At 67.6% G+C, this 23,175-nt stretch carries 18 protein-coding genes; 13 read left to right on the top strand and 5 right to left on the bottom strand.

What is annotated here, in order from left to right:
- Positions 1-68: 68 nt before the first annotated feature.
- Complete coding sequence (locus tag AC3A6Y_RS02780) at positions 69-3,056, bottom strand: GAF domain-containing protein (RefSeq protein ID WP_487866700.1); 2,988 nt, start codon at positions 3,054-3,056, stop codon at positions 69-71.
- Positions 3,057-3,206: 150 nt separating this feature from the next.
- On the opposite strand from AC3A6Y_RS02780, the gene AC3A6Y_RS02775 reads away from it, so the two are divergent.
- From AC3A6Y_RS02775 to AC3A6Y_RS02750, 6 genes are all read left to right on the top strand, one after another.
- The gene (locus tag AC3A6Y_RS02775) at positions 3,207-3,887 is read left to right on the top strand and encodes a redoxin domain-containing protein (protein ID WP_487866699.1); all 681 of its coding nucleotides are present in this window, start codon (positions 3,207-3,209) and stop codon (positions 3,885-3,887) included.
- Between the two features lie 17 nt (positions 3,888-3,904).
- Positions 3,905-4,258 (top strand): YbaN family protein, encoded by a 354-nt coding sequence (locus AC3A6Y_RS02770; protein WP_487866698.1) that lies wholly within the window; start codon positions 3,905-3,907, stop codon positions 4,256-4,258.
- 137 nt (positions 4,259-4,395) lie between these two features.
- Complete coding sequence (locus tag AC3A6Y_RS02765; protein ID WP_487866697.1) at positions 4,396-4,569, top strand: hypothetical protein; 174 nt, start codon at positions 4,396-4,398, stop codon at positions 4,567-4,569.
- 36 nt (positions 4,570-4,605) lie between these two features.
- The gene (locus AC3A6Y_RS02760; protein ID WP_487866696.1) at positions 4,606-5,892 is read left to right on the top strand and encodes a phospholipase D-like domain-containing protein; all 1,287 of its coding nucleotides are present in this window, start codon (positions 4,606-4,608) and stop codon (positions 5,890-5,892) included.
- A gap of 91 nt (positions 5,893-5,983) precedes the next feature.
- Positions 5,984-7,975, top strand: a complete 1,992-nt coding sequence (locus tag AC3A6Y_RS02755; protein WP_487866695.1) for a hypothetical protein — start codon at positions 5,984-5,986, stop codon at positions 7,973-7,975.
- Between the two features lie 283 nt (positions 7,976-8,258).
- Entirely contained in the window at positions 8,259-9,017 is a 759-nt protein-coding gene (locus tag AC3A6Y_RS02750; protein ID WP_487866694.1) for a hypothetical protein, read from the top strand.
- Between the two features lie 39 nt (positions 9,018-9,056).
- On the opposite strand, the gene AC3A6Y_RS02745 is transcribed toward AC3A6Y_RS02750, so the two are convergent.
- Positions 9,057-10,895: a pectate lyase gene (locus AC3A6Y_RS02745; RefSeq protein WP_487866693.1), complete on the bottom strand. Its 1,839-nt coding sequence runs from the start codon at positions 10,893-10,895 to the stop codon at positions 9,057-9,059.
- A gap of 431 nt (positions 10,896-11,326) precedes the next feature.
- Here AC3A6Y_RS02745 and AC3A6Y_RS02740 point away from each other — a divergent pair, with 431 nt between their 5' ends.
- The gene (locus AC3A6Y_RS02740) at positions 11,327-12,361 is read left to right on the top strand and encodes an aldo/keto reductase (protein ID WP_487866692.1); all 1,035 of its coding nucleotides are present in this window, start codon (positions 11,327-11,329) and stop codon (positions 12,359-12,361) included.
- A 78-nt stretch (positions 12,362-12,439) separates the two neighbouring features.
- Here AC3A6Y_RS02740 and gcvA read toward each other — a convergent pair whose 3' ends face one another.
- On the bottom strand, positions 12,440-13,351 hold the full coding sequence (gene gcvA / locus AC3A6Y_RS02735) for a transcriptional regulator GcvA (RefSeq protein ID WP_487866691.1): 912 nt from the start codon (positions 13,349-13,351) through the stop codon (positions 12,440-12,442).
- Between the two features lie 143 nt (positions 13,352-13,494).
- Between gcvA and AC3A6Y_RS02730 the strand changes: the two genes are divergently transcribed.
- The 5 genes from AC3A6Y_RS02730 (at position 13,495) to AC3A6Y_RS02710 (ending at position 19,188) form a co-directional block, all read left to right on the top strand.
- Entirely contained in the window at positions 13,495-14,505 is a 1,011-nt protein-coding gene (locus AC3A6Y_RS02730; protein ID WP_487866690.1) for a Bug family tripartite tricarboxylate transporter substrate binding protein, read from the top strand.
- Entirely contained in the window at positions 14,505-15,938 is a 1,434-nt protein-coding gene (gene leuC / locus AC3A6Y_RS02725; protein WP_487866689.1) for a 3-isopropylmalate dehydratase large subunit, read from the top strand. The genes AC3A6Y_RS02730 and leuC overlap by 1 nt, the downstream gene beginning before the upstream one ends.
- Before the next feature lie 11 nt (positions 15,939-15,949).
- Complete coding sequence (gene leuD / locus AC3A6Y_RS02720; RefSeq protein ID WP_487866688.1) at positions 15,950-16,564, top strand: 3-isopropylmalate dehydratase small subunit; 615 nt, start codon at positions 15,950-15,952, stop codon at positions 16,562-16,564.
- Positions 16,565-16,581: 17 nt separating this feature from the next.
- A complete protein-coding gene (gene leuB, locus AC3A6Y_RS02715; protein ID WP_487866687.1) occupies positions 16,582-17,652 on the top strand; it encodes a 3-isopropylmalate dehydrogenase in 1,071 nt (356 codons plus the stop codon).
- 99 nt (positions 17,653-17,751) lie between these two features.
- Positions 17,752-19,188 (top strand): hypothetical protein, encoded by a 1,437-nt coding sequence (locus AC3A6Y_RS02710; protein ID WP_487866686.1) that lies wholly within the window; start codon positions 17,752-17,754, stop codon positions 19,186-19,188.
- Between the two features lie 126 nt (positions 19,189-19,314).
- Here AC3A6Y_RS02710 and AC3A6Y_RS02705 read toward each other — a convergent pair whose 3' ends face one another.
- Both AC3A6Y_RS02705 and AC3A6Y_RS02700 read right to left on the bottom strand, forming a co-directional pair.
- A complete protein-coding gene (locus AC3A6Y_RS02705; RefSeq protein WP_487866685.1) occupies positions 19,315-19,758 on the bottom strand; it encodes a hypothetical protein in 444 nt (147 codons plus the stop codon).
- 216 nt (positions 19,759-19,974) lie between these two features.
- Complete coding sequence (locus tag AC3A6Y_RS02700; protein ID WP_487866684.1) at positions 19,975-21,114, bottom strand: ABC transporter substrate-binding protein; 1,140 nt, start codon at positions 21,112-21,114, stop codon at positions 19,975-19,977.
- A gap of 432 nt (positions 21,115-21,546) precedes the next feature.
- On the opposite strand from AC3A6Y_RS02700, the gene AC3A6Y_RS02695 reads away from it, so the two are divergent.
- Positions 21,547-23,124, top strand: coding sequence for an FAD-dependent oxidoreductase (locus AC3A6Y_RS02695; protein ID WP_487866683.1), 1,578 nt, complete (start codon positions 21,547-21,549; stop codon positions 23,122-23,124).
- Positions 23,125-23,175: the final 51 nt, after the last annotated feature.

Here is a 23,175-nt window from a genome sequence, read left to right as displayed (position 1 = left end):
TCTGCGTGTCGCGGGCGTGTGCGGGGTAGGGAGTCCGGGCGCCATGTTCCTCCTCTTGTCCCCGCCGATCAATCCCGTCGTTGCGGCGGCGAATCCCCGAGCGTGCGCCGCGGCAGGTCGAAGGCGAAGGTCGAGCCCTGCCCCGGCGCGCTCTCCACCCGCAGGGTGCCGCCATGCAGCTCGACGAAGCGCCTGGCCAGCGCCAGCCCGAGGCCGGTGCCTTCGGCCTTGCGCAGGTAGTCGCCGCCGGCCTGGCGGAATTCCTCGAACACCAGCGCCTGCTGGTCGGCGGCGATGCCCACGCCGGTGTCGATGACGGCGATCTCCACCGCATCCTCGAGCGCGCGTGCGCGCAGCGTCACGCACCCGCCCGCCGGCGTGAACTTGACGGCGTTCGACAGCAGGTTGATCACCACCTGCTTGAGCTTGCGCGCATCGGCCACCCAGTCGCCGAGGGCCGGGTCGACCTCGAGCGCCAGCGTCAGCCCGTGCCGCAGCGCGCGCTCGCGCACCAGCGTCACGGTGTTGTCGAGCAGCATCGGCAGATGGAAGCTCGACAGGTCCAGCTCCATGCGGCCGGCCTCGATCTTCGAGAGGTCGAGGATGTCGTTGATCAGGCTCAGCAGGTGGTGGCCGGAGGCGTGGATGTCCTTCAGGTATTCGAGCTGCTTGTCGTTGACCTCGCCGAACATGCGCTCGGCGAGCACCTCGCTGAAGCCGATGATCGCGTTCAGCGGCGTGCGCAGCTCGTGCGACATGTTGGCCAGGAACTCCGACTTGTGCTTGTTGGCCAGTTCGAGCTGGTGGCTCTTGTCCTGGATTTCGCTGAACAGGCGCGTGTTCTGGATCGCGATGACGGCCTGGTCGGCAAAGGTCTTGAGCAGCGCGAGCTCCTTGGCGGAGAAGGGATTCGTCGGATCGCGCAGCACCAGCACCGCGCCCACGCCACGCTGGTCCCACAGCATCGGCGCGATCGCGATGGAGAAGTCGCCGGTGGTTTCGGCCACCTCGCGCAAACCAGCCGGTGCGTCCGCGGCATCGAGCACCACGGGATAGTGAACGACGCGCCGCTCGCGCAGCGCGAGCCCGGTCGCGCTGCCTTCCAGCGGGCGCGGGAAGGCGCCGACGATGGCGCGCAGCAGCGGCTCGCGGGGGCCGCGGAAGCCGCCGTTGTGCAGCATGCCGGCATCGTCGACCAGCGCGATGCCCAGCCCGCTCGCCGAGAGAAAGCGCTCGCAGCTGTCGAGGATGGCGTCGAAGGCCGGCCGCGCGTCGGCCACCGAGCTGCTGATGACCCGCAGCACCTCGGCGCTGGCGGTCTGCTGCGCGAGGGCCTCCTGGGTCTCGTTGATGAGCCGCAGGTTCTCGATCGCGATCGCGGCCTGCCCGGCGAAGGTTTCGAGCAGGTCGATCTGGCGCTGCGGCGTGGCGCCGGGGGTGGTCCAGGCCACCGCGATCGCCCCGATGGGCGCGCCGTCCTTCAGCAGCGGCACGCCCAGCATGCGGCGCCATCGGCCGGTGGCTGCCGTGGAGTGGTCGTAGTCGGAATCGGCCGCGGCGTCGTCGATGGTCACCGCCTTGCGCGACGCGATCACCCGGCCGCTGAGCATGCGCGTGTCCGGCGGGCCGGGGTAGAAGCGCGCCGCGTTCTCGATGGCCGATGGCGACCAGTTGCGGTGCGCCACCAGGTACACCAGCCGTCCGTCGTAGCGGAACACCGCGGCGGTCAGGCTGCCGAGCAGCCGAACCGCGCAGTCGAGGATCGCCTCGAAGACCGGCTGCACGTCGGTGGGCGATTCGCTGATGACGCGCAGCACCTCGCTGATGGCGGTCTGGTAGGCGAGCGACTCGCTCAGTTCGGCAGTGCGCAGCTCGACCTTGCGCTCCAGTTCCGAGTACGACTCGCGCAGCTGCGCGGCCATCTGGTTGAACTGCTCGGCAAGGCCTTCGAGCTCGTCGCCGGTGTGGACCTCGATGCGCCGGTCGAGGTCGCCGGCGCCGATCTGCGCCGCGCCGGCCTGCAGCGCGCGCAGCGGGCGCACCAGCGCGCGTGCCAGGAAGAAGGTGGCCGCCATCGAGGCCAGCAGCGCCAGCACGAGCACCAGGCCCATGCGCTGCAGCATGACGTAGACAGGCGCGAAGGCCTCGTTGCGGGGCGACTCGACGAACACCGTCCATCCGAGCGAGGGGATGGGCACGTGCGCGGCCAGCATGCGCTGGCCGGAGAGGTCGCGCGCAGGCGCCTGGGAGGCTTCGGCGCCGGGCCGCAAGCCGGCAGCCACCTGGGGCAGCGCGCTCATGTCGGTCTTCTTCAGCACCAGGCTGATGTCGGGGTGGGCGATCAGGCTGCCCTCGGCATCGACGACGTAGGCCAGGCCCTTGGCGCCGATGCGGATGCGCGAGACCACGTCCCATACGAATTTCAGGTTGAGCTCGGCCATCGTGACGCCGCCGCCGGGCCCGGCCGGGCGCGCGAGCGTCATGTAGGGCTCGGTGCCCATGCGGAAGTAGACCGGACCGAACCAGGTGCGGCCTTCGATCGCGCTGCGAAAGCCCGGCTCGGCCGACCGGTCGATGCCGCGGCCGAGCTCGTTCATCGCCAGGCGGGAGACGCGCAGCTGCTCGCGACCGGCGCCGTCGATCCATGCCACGTCGGTGATGGCCGGCGCCTGGCGCAGCAGCTTGAGGTACTCGATGTAGCGGGCCTCGCGCGGATCGCTGCCGGGCGCATCGACGCGCGGCAGCGCGGTCCAGCCCAGCTGCTGCTCGATGTTCAGCACGTACTGCTCGATGCGCGTGGCCGCGGCCTGGGCCTTCTCGGCCTGCAGCGCCACCACGTGGGCCTGGTTCTCGCGCAAGGAGAAATAGATGACGACCGCGCCGCTGGCGACGAGCGTGCTGCAGACCAGCGCGATGATCAGCAGCGCATATTTGGGGAACAGGTGCCAGCGGCGCGCCGGGCGCTGGCGCGCGCCCTTGTGCTGCGCGGCGGGCGGATCAGCCGGCGCCGGCGCCGGTGGCGCGCGAACCATCTCCGAATCCGCGTCGACGAGCATGGACACCTCCGGATGGCATTGTGGTTCAGTCGCGCGATGCCGCACAGGGCGTTCCGGCGCGGACTTGCGGCGTTGTGCCTTCCTGCGACAAGTGATAGGGTCCGAACGCCTGCCCGCTCGACCGAAACGCACGACGAAGAGAGGTGCCCCATGGGAGATCCGCTACACCCGCTGCAACCCGGAGACCCGGCGCCCGCGTTCACGCTCCCCGCGGCCAACCGCGAAGGCAGCGTCTCCCTCGCCGACCTGCGCGGCCGCCCCTTCCTGATCGGCCTGTTCCGCGGGCTGCACTGTCCCTTCTGCCGGCGCCAGGTGACGCAGCTGGCCGAGATCCAGCCGGCCCTGCGCGCCGAGGGGATCGAGACCGTGGCGGTGATCAACACGCCCGTGGAGCGCGCCCGCATGTACTTCCGCTATCGCCCGGTGCCGCTGCTGCTGCTGGCCGACCCGGCTTGCGGCACGCACCGGGCTTTCGGCGTGCCGGCCGTCGAGTTCCTGCCCGAAGACAGCAACGAGCCGTCCGAGTGGCCCGTGCGCACGCGCATGGCCGACTTCGAGGCGGCACGCATTTACCCGACCCGCGAGCTCCCCGGACCGACGCAACCGATGGCGGCCAATAGCGTGCTCAATGCCAAGGACGGCTTCGAGCCCGACGAAACCGACATCGCGATCATGGCGAGCCATGCCACGCAGCTGGTCGGACACTTCCTGGTCGATGGCGCCGGCACCATCGCCTGGGCGAACATCGAGGCGCGCGACGGGCCGAGCAGCCTGTGCTACTTTCCGGACGCGGCGCAGATCATGGCCGCTGCGGGCGCCGTCGGGCGCTGATCTGGGAACTCCATCACTTGTCTCTGCTCTGGCGAATCTTCGCGATCCTGTTTCTCGCGCTCGCGATCATCGGCATCGTGCTGCCGCTTCTCCCGACCGTGCCCTTCCTGATCCTGGCCGCGTGGTGTGCAGGGCGCGGATGGCCGGCGCTCGAGGAATGGCTGCTCGGGCATCCGCGCTACGGTCATTCGCTTCGCGAATGGCGCCGGGGCCAGATCGTGTCTCGCCGCGCGAAGTGGGCGGCCAGTGTGTCCATGGCGTCCGGGGCGGTGGTGGTGCAGTTCGCGTCGGTGCCGCTGGAAGCCAGGATCGCAGTGCCGCTGGTCATGCTGATCGTGTCGATCTGGCTCTGGCGAAGACCCGAGCAGTAGCCTCGGGCGGCGCGGCTTCCCTTACGCCCGAAGTTCTTCTTGCCTGACAGCGCGGCGCTGCCGCTGCTGCGACCCTGTGGGGGTGCCGGCGATCGGCACGGGCTGCCTGCCGGGCGGCCATTTGCAAGGAGACACGCATGAGCACGAAGGAACAGCCCAAGACGAGCCGCGAGAGCGTCAAGGACAACATGGAGAAGAGCACGGAAGATCAACCCGGCGAGTTCCGCGACGAGGCGAACGAAGACAAGGTCGTCGAGATCGGCAAGGACCTGACGAAAAATCCGATCGAGGGCATCGATCCCAAGGAATGATCATCCCGCCCTGCGGCTGCTAGAGGCAGAGGCGGCATGAACATCGACCTGCCCGCCTCGGCGTCATGGCCCACCTGGCTCGCGCTCGCACTGACGATCGTCGTCGTCGTGCTGGGCCTCGTCATCTGGTCTATCCGAAGGCATCGCGATCCGCGCCTGGAAATCGATTGCGATGCACCCCTTACCGACCTCTTGCCCTCGCTGTCGGGACTGACGCAAGGCACCATCTACGAAGGCAACACGGTCGAGTTGCTGGAGAACGGCGCCTTTTTCGACGTCATGTTCGACGACATCCGCGAGGCGAAAGCCTCCGTGCATTTCGAGACCTTCTTGTGGAAGGAAGGCGTGCTGGGCGCGCGCCTGGTCGACGCCTTGCTGGAACGCCATCGCGCGGGCGTGAAGGTGCGCGTGCTGGTCGATGCCGATGGCGGCAAGAAGATGGGACGCGATGCCGTGCGCCTTCGGGAAGCGGGCTGTGCGCTCAAGATGCATCATCCGCGGCACATCCGCAACATCGGCGTCTTCAACGAACGCGACCATCGCAAGCTCCTGGTCGCCGATGGCCGGGTGGCGCTGGTCGGTGGGCATTGCATCGTCGACGGCTGGATGGGCAACGGCGAGACGCGCGAGCATGTCCGAGATCTGGGCGTGCGCCTGCGCGGGCCGATCGTCCATGCGGTGCAGGGCGCCTTCAGCGAGAACTGGGTGGAGGACACGGGGGAGCTGTTCGTCGGCGACGAGGTGTTCCCGCCGCTCGAGCGCGTGGGCGATGTCGCGGTCCACGTGGCCAGCCTCAAGCCCGAGGGCTCCCCGCCCGCGGTGAAGATCCTGCACCACCTGGTGCTGTGCGTCGCGCGCAAGCGCATCTGGATTCAGAACCCGTACTTCCTGCCCGACAGGGAGGCGATCGATGCCTTGTGCGACGCGGCGCAGCGCGGGGTCGACGTGCGCGTGATGGTGCCGTCGACCGAGGCGTCGGACATGCCGATGGTCCAGCACGCGGCGCACCGCAACTTTCACCTTCTTCTCGCCGGCGGCGTGCGCATCTTCGAGTACCCGAAGTGCCTGCTGCACCAGAAGGTGATGACCATCGACACGGCGTGGTGTGCGATCGGGTCGAGCAACTTCGACGACCGCTCCTTCGAGACCAACGACGAGATCACGCTCGGGGTGCGTGACGACGCGCTGGCTGCGCAACTGGAGGCGATCTTCGAGCGCGACGCCCGCGAGTGCGTGGAGCTGCGGGCCGATGCATGGGCCCGGCGTGGGCTTTGGCATCGGTGCCGGGACAACATGCTTTATGCGTTCAACGAGGTGTTGTGACCGGCAGCATGAGCACGGCCGAATGCGGGGAACCATGGTTGGGGTTGGAGTTACTCACGATGGCAAAACTTCATCAACGCCCGATCCCCGCATGAGCATTCCACGTACTCGCTTTTCATCCTCGTCGTCCTCTTCATCGTCGTCCAACGAACCCATCGAGCGATCCGATGGCAGAGGAAGCCAGTTCAAACGGCGGAATTCCGAGACCCATGAAAGCCCCGTGGAAAGGGAAGTCAAGAAACAGAGGTTGGAGGTGTTTCGGCTGGACATTCCGCCTGTGGAGCGGCCGCGCACGGACCCGTTCCCCCAACTGCAGCCGGGCACATTGAAGATCGCCGACATACCGCGCATTCGAGCCGCAGGCAATGTGCGGGTGGTGCTCGATGCCCTCCAAAGCGAGGATCTGACAAGCCACTCGGACATGCCTTTCCGGCTGATCGAACAGCTCTTCAAAGTAGCTCGCGAAGACACTGCGTTGCTGGGACAGATCGTCAAAAGGCTGCTGATGCTCGCGAAGACCACGCACGACTTGCGTTGTGTCCTGACCGCCTTCGTCGAGTTGGCTCAACATCTCCCTTCGGCGTCGAGACAGGAGCTCGTCCGGTTGGTCGAGACAATTGCCGACGAACGATCGATGGAGGCGCCTGCGACACTCAGCGGGACGTTCGAGCTGTATCTGAAGCGCTTGAAAAGTGTCGCCAGTTCGACCGCCTGCACCGATATCCAGAAGTCGGCGATGCCCGAGAAAGACAACGGCATTGCAGACTTCATTGAAGCCCCCGAGTTGCCACCGGGGACGCTGGTCATCCCGCTGGAATTGCCCGCCCAGCCCGAGATGGAACCCGACGAGATCATCAGCATCAATCCGGGCTACTCCTGGGACCATGCATGGACCAGACGCATCCTCGAGCTCCCGGTACCGGAGGTGAACGCGCTCAGCGTCGAAACCACCCGAACCCTTATAGCGAGCGCGACACCAATGGCTCGTCTGGCACTGCTGAACCGAGAGTACAACCAGCAATATGGAGGGAAGCTTTCCTGCTTGCGCTGGTCGTTCCAACTCACGCTGGAACGGCTCAAGCTGAACCGCGATCCTGCTGTTCGACTTCAATTCAACGAGAGCGTCCAGATGCTGGTCGACCTTGATGTCTACAAGTCCAATCTGGCGCAAGCCCCCTCCCACCACACGCTGGCACTGATGGTTGCCGGATGGCAGAACCTGTCGAGGCTGTATAGGGAGTTGCACAACCGGGCGAAAAACCGAGCCGGTGCGCCGCGACACATGAGTCTGGCCCAACTCCCGGCAGATGGCTTGCTGGCAGCGTACCTGATGCTCGACAAGAACGGCGCCGAGTTCGAAGCCATGGTGAGGGTCGTACTGAACACGTCGAACATCTATGGTGCGGAAGCGCAGGCACAGGTGTATGCCGATCTCTGCGCTTTCTTTTTTCAACCCGAAAGGAACCGTTGCGCAGACCTGGAGCAACAGCTCGACGCACTTGGGACGCAGGCATCATGCCTGCAACTGGATAAGCTGGCCCGCTACAAAGCGGTCGCGGGACTGTTTTACGTCGACCCTCCCCACCCGATCGAGCCGGCAGCCATCGGCTCCCTGATCGGCATGTTGCCTTCGCATGATCAGCCCTGGAACGTGTTTTCGCTTGTCGCGATGCAGCTTCTCTCCGATCTGCATCGGCAGCATTTGCTGGCGAGTGAGCAGCTCGAAGTACTGGTGAGCCGGACCACGGCATTGGTACGTCACGTCCTGTCACTGGCAGTGCCGGGCAACCCGGATGATGAGATCGAGCATACGCATCCGTTTCAGGCTGTTTACTTTGTGTGTGAAGCGGCACTCGTAGAGTCTTTCATGCAGTTGTCCCTTCTGGAGCAAGCCAGGTTCTTGAAAAGTTGCCCTTTCGACCATGTGGAAGATTTCATCGAACGTCTTGCAAAAGCGCCGTCATCGCCCGCTGAAAATATCGCTTTGATCGATGCGATCCTTCGCCTGGAAGCATTGCCGTCGCACGTCAGCTTCCCGCTTGGGATCTGGCGTCGCCAACTTCGCAAGATCGTTGTCTGGTAGCAGCGATCCCCGCCAACCGATCTACGCCGTTCACTTTTTCGAGCCGCACCGCAGTCCGGATGGCTTGCTCCGGGCACAAGGCGCATTCCTACACAAAGAGCCGAAATCCGCGCATTTCTCTTCTGCGGCAGGCCTCCTAGTTTGGCGCTCGCGCCCAGGGGGGCCTCGCGGCCACCACGACATCGGGCCTTCACGCCGGGCATCAGCCGCAACATCGGATTGCTTCTCAATGAAGTTCTCGCGCTCATGCGTGCTCGCCATCCTGGCCGGGGCGGGATGCGCCATGTCGACTCCCGCGCTCGCCGAGCCCTCGCCTGCACTGGACCGCTTCAGCCTCTCGGTCGGCGCCTTTCACGCCGAACCCACTCTCGACGCCGGATTGAACACGCCTTACGGCCGCTTCGACACACGCGACATCGAAGGCGGCAGCGTGACCATGCCGCGCATCACGGCGGACGTGCTGATCGGCGACAGCCAGGGCTTTTCGCTCGACTACTATCGCTTCAACCGCGACTACGGCACCGGCTTCGCCAACAGCTTCGCGATCGGGCCGACCTCGGTCACGGCACTCGGCAACGTCAATCTCGACCTCAAGCTGGACTTCGCCAAATTCGCCTACAAGTGGTGGATCGGCTCGGGTAACACGGTGCTGGGTCTCGGGGCGGGGGTGGCCTACTACCGCGTGAGCCTGGACAGCAACGCGCTCGCCGGCGTGAACGGCGCCACCGCCACCTTCAGCCAGCATGACAGCGACGACGCCTTCGCGCCGCTTCTTGAGGTCGGCGTGCGGCATGCGATCAGTCCCGACCTTCGCCTCTTCGCCGACGTGTCGGGCGTGCGCAAGGGCGGCAGCAGTTTGCGCGGGCACATCTACAACGCGGCGCTTGGGGTGGAGTGGTTCCCCATCAAGAACGTGGGCGTGGTGCTGTCCTATGGGGTGAGCGAGATCGAGCTCAAGCGGGACTTCGATGCGCTGAGCAGCACGGCGCGGCTGCGGGTCAAGTTGAAGGGGCCTTCGGCTTTCCTGAAGGCGCGCTTTTAGGCTTGCCCCAAGCTCTCGAAACCGCGGCCCGTCCTGCGCTCAGGTCACCGGCGCCAGGAACGCGATCAGCTTGCCCGTGTTCGCGACGAAGTCACTGGTCGAGATGCCCAGCGGCCGCTCGCGTGGCTGGTAGGGCTCGATTTCGGGCGGGGTGAGCGGGTCGTAGGGCGAGGTGTCGTAGATATCGCCCACATGCCTGCTGCGGTAGGCGTCGCCGGTGTAGGGCGTGCTCGGCCCGTTGCCGCGGAACGAATTGGTGACGAAGGGAATCGGCGAGAGCCAGTGGTCCTTGTCGCCGAGCCCATCGATCACGGCCTGCGCCTGCGCCTCGGTGACCGTCGGGCTGGTCATCTTCGCACCGGTGAACAGATCGGGGAAGTCGACCTCGCGCAGCGAAAAATACTTCGGCAACTCCCTCGCGCTGGTGGTCTTCAGCGGCGAGCGCGAGGTCATCTCGGCGATTGCGGCGTCGCTCATCGATGCGAGCTGGTCGTACGTGGCCTGAAGGTTGTTGATGTTGACGCTGCGGCCCGCCGAGTAGTGGCTGAGCGTGGCGCGGTGATCGTGGTCGAAGTAGTACGCGCCGTTCCAGATGTTCGAGCCGTAGCGGTGGACGAAGCGCGGCTGGTTGGTCCCCAGCTCGATGAAGGTGGGATGCGTGCGTCCGGCCAGCAGCGGGTTGTCCGCGATCATCGCGGGCGTGAGCTTGCAGCTGTCGAGCCAGGCGATCGCTTCCGGCACGCGCGCCAAAAAGCTCCTGTCGCCGGTCAGCCGGAAGTAGTTGAACAGCTGCTGCACGTTGGTCTGGGTCGTGTGCGTCGCGAGGGAGCGCGGCTCGTAGCTGCGCGCGCCGGCGGGTGCGCCGGCCAAGCGGCCGTTGCCGTCCTCGGTCAGGTGCTGCAGCCCCCAGCCGGCCTGCGGTGCCGGCTGCTGCAGGCGCTGCAGGCATCGCATGGCGCGCTGCACCGGCTCGATCAAGCGGGTCTCGCCGAGGCCGACCACGCACATCAGCATGAACTTGATGTTCTCGCCCGCCACGTCGTCGTTGAAGGTGATGTGGCGCGTGTAGTCGCCGTCTTCCATGCCCTGTGTCGCGCCGGGCGGCAGCTGCTGCGGGTTGGGCAGCGGCATCGACGAGATCGCGCCCGGATGCGGTGGATAGCGTTGCGGCCATCCGCCGTCGCCCACGCCGCCGCTGAACTGGGCGTTGGTGACGAAGGCGATGGCCTTGTACAGCGGGCCGCGAAAGCGCCAGTCGTGCTTTTCCAGGTACATGCGCAGCAGGAACTGCGATGCCACCGCAGTTCCCGCGTCGTCGAAGGTCGCATTGCCGTAGTAGTGCTGAAACTCCTCGAGCCGCCAGCCGTTGGCGCCGATCGTCTCGTACCAATGCTTGAGCGAGTCCTCGCCGGCGAAGTCGTGGATGTAGTTCCAGCCTCCGGCCGGATGCTGCGCCTCGACGATGGCAAACGCGGTGCGCTCGGCGGCCTTGTAGAAGAGCTCGTCCCCGGTCGCGTGATAGGCATCGAGCAGGGCGTGGCCCGCCGTCGGCGTGCCTGGCGGCTGGATCCAGCACATGCTGCGCTTGGCCTCCATCTCTCCCCAGCTCACCGACAGGTCGGGCAGGTAGGCCCAGACATAGCCGCCGCGGAAGGACACCTGCTCGTCCATGAAGCGGACGGCACGGCGCAAGGCCATGCGGGCGTTCTTCTGGATCTTGTCGCCGCTTGCGTCGGGTTTGAGGGTTTGCGCGTCCTGGGCGACTTTGGCGCTGTCCATCCCGGCAGGGGCGAGGGCGCCGTTGCCGCTCCCGCCTCCACCGCAGGCCGCCAGGGCCAGTGGGCTGAGTCCGGACACCACGAATCTTCTGCGTTTCATTCGCTGCTCCTCAAAGGTGATTCGCCCGTTCCGGTGCACCGGGAAGCGCTCACGCCCTGGTGGCTGGATCGGGCCTGGGGGACGAGTACCGGCCGCACGGCAAGCGCGCGGCACGGCTTCGGCGGCATGCGACGCCGGATCGAGGTGGGCGTCGAATGTCATCGGTCATCGTACAAGTCGAGCCGAACGCTGAGACTAGTGAAAACCATGAGGGCGACGCCGATACGAGACAGCTCTCCAGGACACTGCATCGCCATCTTCGTCGCTCTGCGGAAGACAGCGCTGCGTTAACACTTATGACATCAGACGACTTCCACCGTCCTGAGCTGCGTTCCCGCTTTGCAGGATCGGGCAATGTTGCGCCACGATCCGGCATGGGCTTGGGATCGATCGCGCCACATACTTCCCAGCCTCATCAAGGAGTGCTCCCCATGCGTTTCAAGAAATTCGGCCGCACCGGCCTCTTCGTTTCGGAACTGTGCCTCGGCACCATGACCTTCGGCGGCGAAAGCGGCATCTGGAGCCACATCGGCAACCTGGAGCAGCGCCAGGTCGATGAACTGGTCGGCCGCGCGATCGATGCCGGCATCAACTTCATCGACACCGCGAACGTGTATGCCGAAGGCCGCTCCGAAATCATGACCGGGCAGGCGCTCAAGAACCTGAAGATCCCGCGCGAGAACGTGGTGGTCGCCACCAAGGTGCTGGGCGAGATGGGGCCGGGGCCCAATGCGCGCGGTGCCTCGCGCCATCACATCCTGCATTCGGTGCATGCGAGCCTGAAGCGGCTGCAGCTGGAGCACGTCGACCTCTACCAGATCCACGGCTTCGACCCGGCCACGCCCATCGAGGAGACGCTGCGCGCGCTCGACACGCTCGTGCAGCAGGGCCTGGTGCGCTACGTGGGCGTGTCGAACTGGGCGGCCTGGCAGATCGCGAAGGCGCTGGGCATCTCCGAGCGCCTGGGCCTTGCGCGCTTCGAATCGCTGCAGGCCTACTACACGATCGCCGGCCGCGACCTGGAGCGCGAGCTGGTGCCGATGCTGCAGAGCGAACAGGTCGGATTGATGGTGTGGAGCCCGCTCGCGGGCGGCCTCCTGAGCGGCAAGTACGGCCGCAGCACCCAGGCCGAGCAGGGGAGCCGCCGCACCACCTTCGACTTCCCGCCGGTGCAGCTCGATCGCGCCTGGGCCACCATCGACACGATGCGCGCCATCGCCGAGTCGAAGAAGGTCTCCGTCGCGCAGGTCGCGCTGGCCTGGCTGCTGCACCAGCCCGTGGTCACCAGCGTGATCGTCGGCGCCAAGCGCGTGGACCAGCTGGACGACAACATCGGGGCGACGGCGCTGAGTCTGAGCGGCGAAGAGCTGGCGCAGCTAGACAAGGTGAGCGCATTGCCTTCCGAATACCCGGGCTGGATGCTGGAGCGGCAGGGTGGGGCCCGGCGCAAGCAGCTGGCGCAGTAGTCGCGGCAACCCTCTCGATTCGCCGCATGATGCGGCCGCATCGAGACACGCGTGATCGGATCGGCGCGAACGCCGAGGTCAAGCTGGGCCGAGCGCCGGTTCCATCGCCTCGGCCTCCTTCGCGATCCAGTCCTCGAAGGCGCGCACCCGCTCGGGCAGCGGCGCCTGGTCTCGCCAGGCCAGGTAATAGGCGCCCTCCGTCCGCAGCTTCAGCGCGAAGGGCGCGACCAGCCGGCCCGTGGCCAGGTCGTCGCGCACGAAGGCGTCGAGCGCGACCATCACGCCCAGCTGGTCGGCCGCGGCCTGGTAGGCCAGCGCGGCATTCTCGAACCTCAGCCCGCTGTTGCCGTCGATCTGCGGCGCGCCGGCCGCAGCCAGCCAGGCCGGCCAGTCCTTGGGCCGGTTCATCGAGCAGAGCAGCACGTGTCGCGCCAGGTCGGCCGGCTTGCGCAGCCGGGGGCCGCGCTCCAGCAGGCCCGGCGCGCACACGGGCACCAGCGTCTCTCCGAACAGGCGCCGGAAGCCCGGCCCCGCGGGCGGCCGAGGCTCGGAATGGATGCTCACGTCCACCTCCTCGCGCTCGAAATCGGCGCGTTCGTGCGAGGTGGTGATCTGCACGTCGATGCGTGGGTGCAGCGCATGGAAGCGCGCCAGCCGCGGCACCAGCCAGCGGATCGCGAAGGTGGGCGGCAGCTTGATGCGCAGGCGCCGCTCGTCGGGCCCGGCCTGCAGCTGGCGCGTGCCGTAATCGATCTGGTCGAGCGCCGCGCGCGCGGTGTCGAAGTAGCGCTGCCCCGCGGGCGTGAGGGCGATGCCATGCCGGCCGCGCTCGAACAGCGCGAGATCCAGCCAGCCTTCGAGCGTGGCGATGTGGCGGCTGACCGCGCCCTGCGTCACGCACAGCTCCTGCGCCGCGCGCGTGAAGTTGCCGCAGCGGGCCGCGGCTTCGAAGGCGCGCAGGGCGTTGAGGGGTGGAAGACGGCGCGTCATTGGAGCGGCTCCGCCACCGGCACGGTCTTCGCCTCGGGAAGGCCCCGGCGGCTCATGGCTCGGCGAGGCCATGAGATTTGCTCATGGGGTGCATGCCTTAATTGTGATTGCCCGCGCGCCGCTGCGTTCATAGGATCGACCCCATGACAAGTACAGGAGACGAGCCCATGGTGACGATGAAGAAAGCGCATGCCTGCCTGCATGCCGGCCTGGCCGCCGCGCTGCTCGCCCTTGCGGGCGCTGCCGCAGCCGACAGCGCCTATCCCAGCCAGCCGATCAAGCTCATGGTGCCGTGGCCCGCCGGCGGCGGCGTCGACACCACCGCCCGCATGATCTCCGAGCCGCTGGCGCAGAAGCTGGGGCAGCCGATCGTGATCGACAACCGCGGCGGCGCCGGCGGCAACATCGGCACCGAGCTCGCAGCCCGCGTCAAGCCCGACGGCTACAACCTGCTGATGGGCTCGATCAGCCCCAACGCGGTCAACCTGCATCTCTACAGCAAGCTGGGCTTCGATCCGGTGAAGGACTTCGCGCCCATCGTCTACGTCTCGGCGGTGCCGAACATCCTGGTGGTGCCGGCCTCCTCGCCCTACAAGACGGTCAAGGAGCTGATCGATGCGGCCAAGGCCAACCCCGGCAAGCTCAACTACGGCTCGGGCGGCGTCGGCTCCTCGCAGCACCTGGCGGCGGTGCAGTTCATGTCTGCCGCAAAGATCGACATCGTGCACGTGCCCTACAAGGGCACCGCGCCGGCCGAGGCCGACCTGGCGGCGGGCCATATCTCGCTGATGCTGGACACCACCACCTGCCTGCCCTTCGTGGCGAGCGGCCGCATGCGCGCACTGGCCGTCGCATCGAAGAAGCGCAACCCGGCGCTGCCGAACGTGCCGACCTTCGACGAAGTGGGGCTGCCCGGCGTGTACGCCTCATCCTGGTACGGCCTGATGGCGCCGGCCGGCACGCCGCGGCCCATCATCGACAAGCTCAACGCGCAGGCCAACGAGGTGCTGCAGTCGGCCGACATGAAGCGGCGCATGGCGGAGTTCGGCGCCGAGATCGGCGGCGGCACGCCGGAGGAGTTCGGGCACTTCATCGTGTCGGAGATCAAGCGCTACGAATCGATCGTGCGGCTCTCGGGCGCCAAGCTGGATTGATGCCGATGGCCGATTCGCAGTCTTCCCCCCGCACCCTGTTCGACAAGATCTGGGCGCAGCACGTCGTGATGCAGCGCGATGACGGCCAGGGCCTGCTCTACGTCGACCGCCATTTGGTGCAGGACGGCTCGGCGCCGGCCTTCCAGATGCTGCGCCAGCGCGGCCTGCCGGTGCGCCGGCCCGAGCTGGCCTTCGCCACGCCGGACCACTACGTGCCCACCGATTCGCGCGACCTCGGCCGCATCGCCGATCCGGAGAAGCGCGCCATGGCTCGGGCGCTGGCCGACGATTGCGCCGCATCGGGCATTCGCTTCTTCGGCCTGGACGATGCGCGCCAGGGCATCGTCCACGTGGTCGGCCCCGAGCAGGGCTTGAGCCTGCCGGGCATGCTGATCGTCTGCGGCGACAGCCACACCTCCACCCATGGCGCGCTGGGGGCGCTGGCCTTCGGCATCGGGGCTTCGGAAGTGGCGCATGTGCTGGCCTCGCAGACCCTGTGGCAGCGCAAGCCGCGCACGCTGCGCGTCAGCGTCGACGGCCGGCTCGGGGATGGCGTGACGGCCAAGGACCTCATCCTCGCCATCATCGGCCGCATCGGCGCCGCGGGCGCGACCGGGCATGTCGTCGAGTACGCGGGCGAGGCGATCCGCGCGCTGTCGATGGAAGCGCGCATGACCGTGTGCAACATGTCCATCGAGGCCGGCGCGCGCGCCGGAATGATCGCGCCCGACGACACCACCTATGCCTGGCTGGCCGGCCGCCCGCAGGTGCCGAAGGGCGCCGACTGGGACGCCGCCCTCGCCCGCTGGCGCCTGCTGCCCGGCGACGAAGGCGCCGCCTTCGACCGCGAGCTCGCGCTGCACGCCGACGACATCGCGCCCATGGTCACCTGGGGCACCAGCCCCGAGGACGTGCTGCCGATCTCAGGCCGCGTGCCCGACCCGGCCGATGCGGGCGACGCCGACCGGCGCGCGGCGATGCAAGGCGCCCTCGCCTACATGGGCCTCGCGCCCGGCCAGCGGCTGCAGGACATCGCGGTGCAGCGCGTCTTCATCGGCTCCTGCACCAACGGCCGCATCGAGGACCTGCGCAGCGCCGCCGCGGTGGCGCGCGGCCGCCGCGTGGCCGAGGGCGTGGAGGCCTGGGTCGTGCCCGGCTCCGGCCTGGTCAAGCAGCAGGCCGAGCAGGAGGGGCTCGATGCCGTGTTCCGTGCGGCCGGCTTCCAGTGGCGGCATGCGGGCTGCTCGATGTGCCTGGGCACCAACGGCGACCAGGTCGCGCCGGGCCAGCGCTGCGCCTCCACCTCCAACCGCAACTTCGTCGGCCGCCAGGGACCTGGCGCGCGCACCCACCTGATGAGCCCGGCGATGGCCGCCGCGGCCGCGGTGACGGGACGGCTGATCGACGTGCGCGGCCTGCTGCCGGTGCCTTGAGGACGAGCCCCATGCAAGCTTTCACCCAGCTCGATGCGGTGGCCGCGCCGCTGCCCCGCATCAACGTCGACACCGACCAGATCGTGCCGGCGCTCTACCTGCAGAAGCCGCGCGCCGCCGACTTCGGCGCCTTCCTTTTTCGCGACGTCCGGCACGATGCGCAGGGCGCGCGGCGCGCGGACTTCCCGCTCAACGATCCGGCCTTTGCGCAGGCCCGCATCCTCGTGGCCGGCCGCAACTTCGGCTGCGGCTCCTCGCGCGAGCATGCCGTGTGGGCGCTGGCCGATGGCGGCTTTCGCGCCGTGATCGCGCCCAGCTTCGGCGACATCTTCTTTTCCAACGCGCTGAAGAACGGGCTGCTGCCCGTGCGCCTGCCCGAGCCGCGCGTCGAGGCGCTGCTCGGCCTGCTGCAGCGCGAGCCCGGCGCGCGCATTCGCATCGACCTGGCCGCGCAGCGCGTGCACGCGGGCGACGGCGGCTGCGATGAGTTCGAGATCGATCCCTTCGCGCGCCATTGCCTGCTCGAAGGCCTGGACGAGCTGGACTACACGCTCGGCCAGTCCGGGCGCATCGCGGCCTTCGAGCGCGAGCGCGCTTCGTCCCTTTCACCCATCCCCTCCGCCTGAAGAAAGAGTTGTCCTCCATGAAGATCGCAGTGTTGCCGGGCGACGGCATCGGTCCCGAAGTCACGGCCGAGGCCGTGCGCGTGATGAAAGCCGTGCTGGGCGCCGGCCGGGCCCTGGAGCTGGTGGAAGCGCCGATCGGCCAGGCGGGCATCGACAGCGCGGGCGACCCGTTGCCGCCGGCCACGCTCGAAATCGCGCGGGCGGCCGATGCCATCCTGTTCGGCTCCGCCGGCATGCCGGGCGACGAGGCCATCCCCTTCGCCATGCGTCCCGGGGCCAGCCTGCTGCGGCTGCGGCAGGACCTGGGCCTGTTCGCCAACTTCCGGCCGGCCTTTCTTTTTCCCGAGCTGATCGGTGCCTCGACCCTCAAGCCCGAAGTGGTCGAGGGCCTGGACCTGATGATCCTGCGCGAGCTCACCGGCGACGTGTACTTCGGCGAGCCGCGCGGCAGCGGCACCAACGCGCGCGGCGAGCGCGAGGCCTTCAACACCATGCGCTATTCCGAACCCGAGGTGGAGCGCATTGCGCACGTGGCCTTCCGCACGGCGCGTGCGCGCAAACGCAAACTGTGCTCCGTCGACAAAGCCAACGTGCTGGAGGTGATGCAGCTGTGGCGCGAGGTGGTGACGCGCGTGGGCGCCGAGTACCCGGAGGTCGAGCTCACGCATCTCTTCGTCGACGCCGCGGCGATGCAGTTGATGCGCGCACCGAAGCAGTTCGACGTGATCGTCACGGGCAACATCTTCGGCGACATCCTTTCGGATGCGGCTGCGATGCTGACGGGCTCGATCGGCATGCTGCCTTCGGCCTCGATGGCCGCGGGCACGAAGGGACTGTACGAGCCGGTGCACGGCACCGCGCCCGACATCGCAGGCAAGGACCTGGCGAATCCGCTGGCCGCCATCCTCTCGATGGCGATGATGCTGCGCTATTCCTTCGGGCTGGCCGAGCAGGCGGACCGCGTCGAGGCGGCGGTGCGGCGGGTGCTGGCGCAGGGGCTGCGCACCGGCGATATCTTTCAGAGCGGCATGCGGCGCGTGGGCACGCGTGAGATGGGCGAGGCGGTGGTTGCGGCGGTGCGGGGCTGAAGACGGTGCATTAGGGCCCCGCGCGCGGGTCGACGGGGCTGGCGGAACTGGACGTGGGCAGCGGTTACCCAGTTCCGTGTCCACTCATTCACCCCAACCATGCTCTCCAGGACCAGCACGAACGGCTTCGAAAACATTCACTGGCCGAGCCGCGGCGCGGCCGACCGTGGATCCGGCGAGACCCCGAACGAGTCGACCGTCGACGCGCGGCGCGACCTCCTTCTCACCCACGGTCTACAGCTACCCCTCAGAGGCATGTTGGGGACAACTGCCCTCTACAAGTTCATCGACGGCGAGCAGCTTTCGCGAAGAGACAGCTTGAATCTGTCTCTCTGGCTGGAGAAGACCAAGCCGCAAAGCGATTTGCTCGCTGGCATGCAGAAATGCGCCCCCGAATTCCTCCCGACGGTGAACTTGCTGTGCTACGAGAATGTCGGCACCCTGCTCACGGGATTTCAAAGCAACGGCGTGACGTTCGGCGTCAGCGTCTCCCAGTGGCTCGACGAGACTCATGCACATGTGCTGAGAGATGCGATTACAAGTGGGCAGTTTTGCATCACGAGCTTCTCCTATCCGTGTAAGCGGGACTTGGAACAGGGCGGAGCCGCAATCACGAGGGAGATCCTGAGCGGCTGCATCGAGAACTGCAAGACGCTGAAACACGTGGGCGGCCCTCCAACCGTGTTGTCGTTGCTGAAACGCAGCGTCCCGGAAATCTCGTTGGATGTCCCTTTCCCTCCCACAGAGAAACAAAAACACGAACTCGATCGCGTCCTGCTCCTGGGTGGGGTCGAGAAGCTCTCGGTTCGGAGTGCCTTAGCAGTTGGGCACCAATGGGTTGCCGAAGCGGTCGCCAACGCCAATGCAACGCTGGGACCGGAGCTTAGCGTTCACCAGGTCGAACTGAGCAACCTCGGCCAGTCCATCGACGACGAATACGTCAAGAACATCGTGTCCCGGCTGTTCGCGGCCGAGCATCTGACGGACGTCACGCTCCCCAGCCCGAACTGGATCATCCTGCCAGGTATGGGGACCTCTGATGGACCGCTCGAATCCCTCGAAGGTATTTGGCGGCAACCGCTGCCAGCCCTGCAATCGCTGCAATCGCTGCAATCGCTGACTTTCACTACCCGGGACGGTCTCGAGCGCGAGGGAAGGGCGGGCGTTGAGTTCGATGGCGCGATGGACCTGCTCGGCGTCATCCTCCAACGCAACAAGCAGTCATTGCTCCTGGCGACGCGCGGGGCAGGGCTGGGGTTCGCGCTCACCATGATGAGCTCCGATATCGCTGAATTGGCTCAATGTCTCGGGGAGGCCTTCGCAGGAACGAGCACAGGCCGGGCATTGGAGGCAGTCAACAAGCTCACAGCCACGGGAGCAAACGAGGGCCGCAAGACTGCCGAAAGGCTATACCTGAGCAACCGCGACAAGGCCGAGCAGAACTACCAGAAGAAGCTGCGCAACCAGGCGTCGGCTCAGCCTGCCGGCTCGCTGTCCCAGAATGGAAGCACGAATCCCGGCGCAATCGAGGATTAGAAGGGCTCCCTTCGGCGCGATCGTCGGGTCGGTGGTGCGCCGACGAATTGATCTAGCGCTTTCTGCTGCTTCGGCCGCGGAGGTGCGAGAGGGCGACTTGCGGGCGTGCCGACGCAGCGGGCGGCTTCAGCGCACCAGCAGGGCCTTGAGCTGCGCGTAGGCCTTCGGGTCCTCCTGCCTCAGCGCCTCGATGTCCTTGCGCAGCCGCTCCAATCGCGGCAGGCGCGCGTTCTCCTTGATCTGCGCCACCTCCTTGGCCAGCGCCACGAAATCCTCGATGCGCTGGTCATCCTTCGCACTCGCCGGCAGGCGCTCCACCAGCACCGAGAGCGCGTCCATCAACCGCCCGATCTGGCGCCCGTAGCTGTGCTGCTGCAGCACGTCGCGCTCGATGGCGGGGGCCGAGGAGTTGTTGTTGGTGACGTTGATCAGCGACCAGCCCGGGTTGATCGGCTGAACGAGCGATTGCGGCGCGGCCGGCGGCCACGGCCAGGGCGGCACGGTCCGGTTCCACCACGCGTTGCGGGCGGCGCCGAAGTCCGCCGCGCCGCTGTTGTCTGCTGCTGCCATACGCCCTCCTGCCCGGCGCATCGTGCGCCACGCGCATCGTAGTCCAGGGACCTGGGCCGTATCATCCGCAACGAGGGGGAGTGCAGGTGCTCGACAACTTCCGGGAGGTGCCCGAGGACTCCGGCTTCCACGCAATCAACCTGCCGCCTTCCGCCGGGAGGGAGAAGCTCTACCAGGCCCTTCGCCTGGGTTGAGCGCGCCCGGTACCCCGCGCGCTCAACGCACGAAGCGCCCTTCCGGCGTCACCCGAACCATCTCGATGAAGCGCGAGCCGGTGCCGTTGCCGGACGTGAAGTCGATGTCCATGCCGGCCAGCCGGAGCTTGAAGGCGCGCAGCGCCGCATGCAGGCGGGCGCGCGTCAGGTCGCGGCCCGTGCGCTTGAGCGCCTCGATCATCACCAGCCCGTTCAGGTAGCCCTCGAAGCTGCCGTAGCCCACCGGCACCTGTGCGCGCTCCGCCAGGCGGCGGTAGTCGCGCGCCACGGTCTCCACCTCGCCCCAGGGATAGGGCATGACCTGCGAGATGGCCAGGCCGCTCGACTGCAGCTGCACCACCTTGGCCGTGACCTCGCCCGGCACGATCGACATGCCGTAGAACATCGGCTTGCTGCCGGCGGCGTAGGTGGCCTTGATCACCTCGCCGGCCACGGTGCCGGCCAGGTACATCAGCACGGCCTGGGGCTGGCTGTCCGCCAGCGTCTTGCCGGCCTCGGCGGCGTTCGAGCTGTCGCCCTTGACCGAGACCGCGGCCGCCGGCGTGAGCTTGTGGGTGGCCATGGCCGCGCCGATCAGCTTGACCGCCTCGGCGCCGCCGGGATTGTCGAGGTGGGCGATGGCGATCTTGTTGACGCCGACGGTCGTCAGGTGCTCGACCAGCGCCTGCGCCTCGCGCGCATTGCTGGCACGCACGAAGTAGGCCGAGCCGGCGACGCGTTCGCGCGCCGTGTCGCCCACCCCGTAGCCGCCCACGCTGGGAGCGCCGCTTTGCTGCAGCAGCTTGGCCGCGGCGGCCGTGGTGCCGGAGCCCACGCAGCCGAAGAAGGCGAACACGCGGTGGTCGTTCAGCAGCTTGGTGTAGTTCTCGACCGCTTTCTCGGGCTTCAGTTCGTCGTCGAGCGCCACCAGCTTGATCTTGCGGCCGCCGATGCCGCCCTGCTCGTTGACGGCATCGAAGGCGAGCCCGGCGCCGTTGTGGACCACCTTGATCTGCGAGCCGAGCGGCCCGCTCAGGACGGCCGAGCTGCCCAGCACGATCTCGCCGTCGCTCACGCCGTTCTCGGCGGCCCGCGCGGACGACAGCGGCACCAGGCCGGCGGCGAATGCCGCGCTGGACGCGACAAAACTTCTGCGTTGCATGAAACGAATCCTCTTCCCGGGGTAGTGGTTATGGTGAACAAGGATTGGAAGTGGGCGCCGCAGGGCGCCTGGTCAGGGTTTACCCATCCCACCGCGGGCTTATTTCACGCTGTCGCACCGCGGCAAAAAGCCGGCGGCGGTGCTTTCGTCGCCGGCCGCGCCGCGTGCGACCCAGCGCCCTCACCGCGCCGGCGGCCATCCTCGCCATGGTGCCGCACACGCGCTCGGTCTTGTGGGGACCGATGGCCTGTCGATCATGGGCGAGCTCTTCGTCGCCACCCTGCTCCCCCTCCCCGTCCTGCCCACGGCACCATCACCGAGCTGGGTGTGCTCGATGCGCAGCAGCGCCTCTACGCCAGCCGAGCTGGACTTGGTGCAGGCGAAGAACGACTATCTGCTGGGCCGCGTCTGGTTGGCCTCGGGAGACACTCCATGGATTGCGACGTCCTCATCGTCGGCGCGGGCCCCACGGGCCTGATGCTGGCCAACCAGCTCGCGCGCCGCGGCGTGCGCACGCTCATCATCGATCGGCATGCCGGGCCGGCGCGAGAGACACGCGCGCTGGGCGTGCAGGCACGCACGCTGGAGATCTATTCGAAGCTGGGCGTCGTCGATCGCGCGCTGGCGCTCGGCAAGCGCGGCGACGGCGCCAACATGTGGGCCGAAGGCCGCCGCATGGCGCGTGTTCCGCTGGCCGATGCGGGCGCGCGGCTCACCCCCTATCCCTACATCCTCGTGCTCGGCCAGGACGACAACGAGAAGATCCTGGGCGAGCGGCTGCACGACTTCGGCCTGTCCGTGCAATGGAACACCGAGCTGCTGGAACTCACCCAGACGCCCGAGCGCGCCGTGGCCAGGCTCAAGCAGCCCGACGGCAGCGTGCGCGAGATCGAGGCCGCCTGGGTGGCCGGCTGCGACGGCGCGCGCAGCGCGGTGCGCGAGCAAAGTGGCATCGGCTTCCCCGGCGCACCCTACGAGCACGTGTTCTTCGTCGCGGACGTGCAGGCCACCGGCAGCATGGTGCCCGACGAAGTCAATGTCTACCTGCACAAGGAGGGCTTTAACCTGCTGTTTCCGATGCGCGGGCAGGACCACTGGCGGCTGGTCGGCATCCTGCCGCCGTCGCTGCGCGACAGGGAAGGCGTGCGCTTCGATGACGTGATTCCCTCGGTGCGCGAGGAGGCAGGCGCCGGGCTCGAATTCAAGGAATGCAGCTGGTTCTCCACCTACCGCATCCATCACCGCAGCGCCTCGCGCTTCCGCGAAGGCCGCGCCTTCGTGCTGGGCGATGCGGCGCACATCCACAGCCCGGTCGGCGCGCAGGGCATGAACACCGGCCTGCAGGACGCCTACAACCTGGGGTGGAAGCTGGCGCTGGTCGCGCAGGGCCGGGCCGATGCGGCCTTGCTCGATTCCTACGAGGCCGAGCGCATGCCGGTCGCGCGGCGACTTCTCGACACCACCGACCGCGGTTTCAAGCTGGTGGTGTCGGACAGCTGGTGGGCCGGCCTGCTGCGCACCGAGGTGATGGCGCGCGTCGGTGCGCTGGCGATGAGCCGGCCGCGCATCCAGCGTACGGCCTTCCGGGTGGTCTCGCAGATCGGCATCAACTACCGCGCGAGCAGTCTGTCGGTGTCGCTGGACGATCCGCCGCAGGGCGCTCCGCGCGCGGGCGACCGCTTTCCGTGGATGCGGCTGCGCTTCTCGGCGGAAGGCCCGCAGGAGGACGTGTTCGACAAGCTCGACGACCTGCATTTCCACCTGCTCTTGTTCGGCCAGCCGGCGCCGCAGCAGCCGCTGCTGCTCCCCGACGAACTGGTGCGCGTCCACGCCGTGCCTTCGGATGTCGACAACGTTGCCGAACTGGCACGCCTGAAGCTGCCGGCGACTTCGTTCTACCTGCTGCGGCCCGACGGGTACGTGGCGCTGTGCGGCGCGCAGCTCGACCTTGCTGCCCTCGCGCGCCATGCGGCCGGGCCGCTGGGGCTGCGAACGCTTCCGCTTGGCTAGGATTGCGAGGGCCGCGCGCACACGCTAAGGTGTGCCGCCCAATGCCCAAGG

The sequence above is a fragment of the Variovorax sp. Soil_C_17 genome, assembly GCF_057657265.1.
The sequence above is the reverse complement of the archived record's forward strand: the minus strand, read 5'-3'. Positions and strand labels throughout refer to the sequence as shown.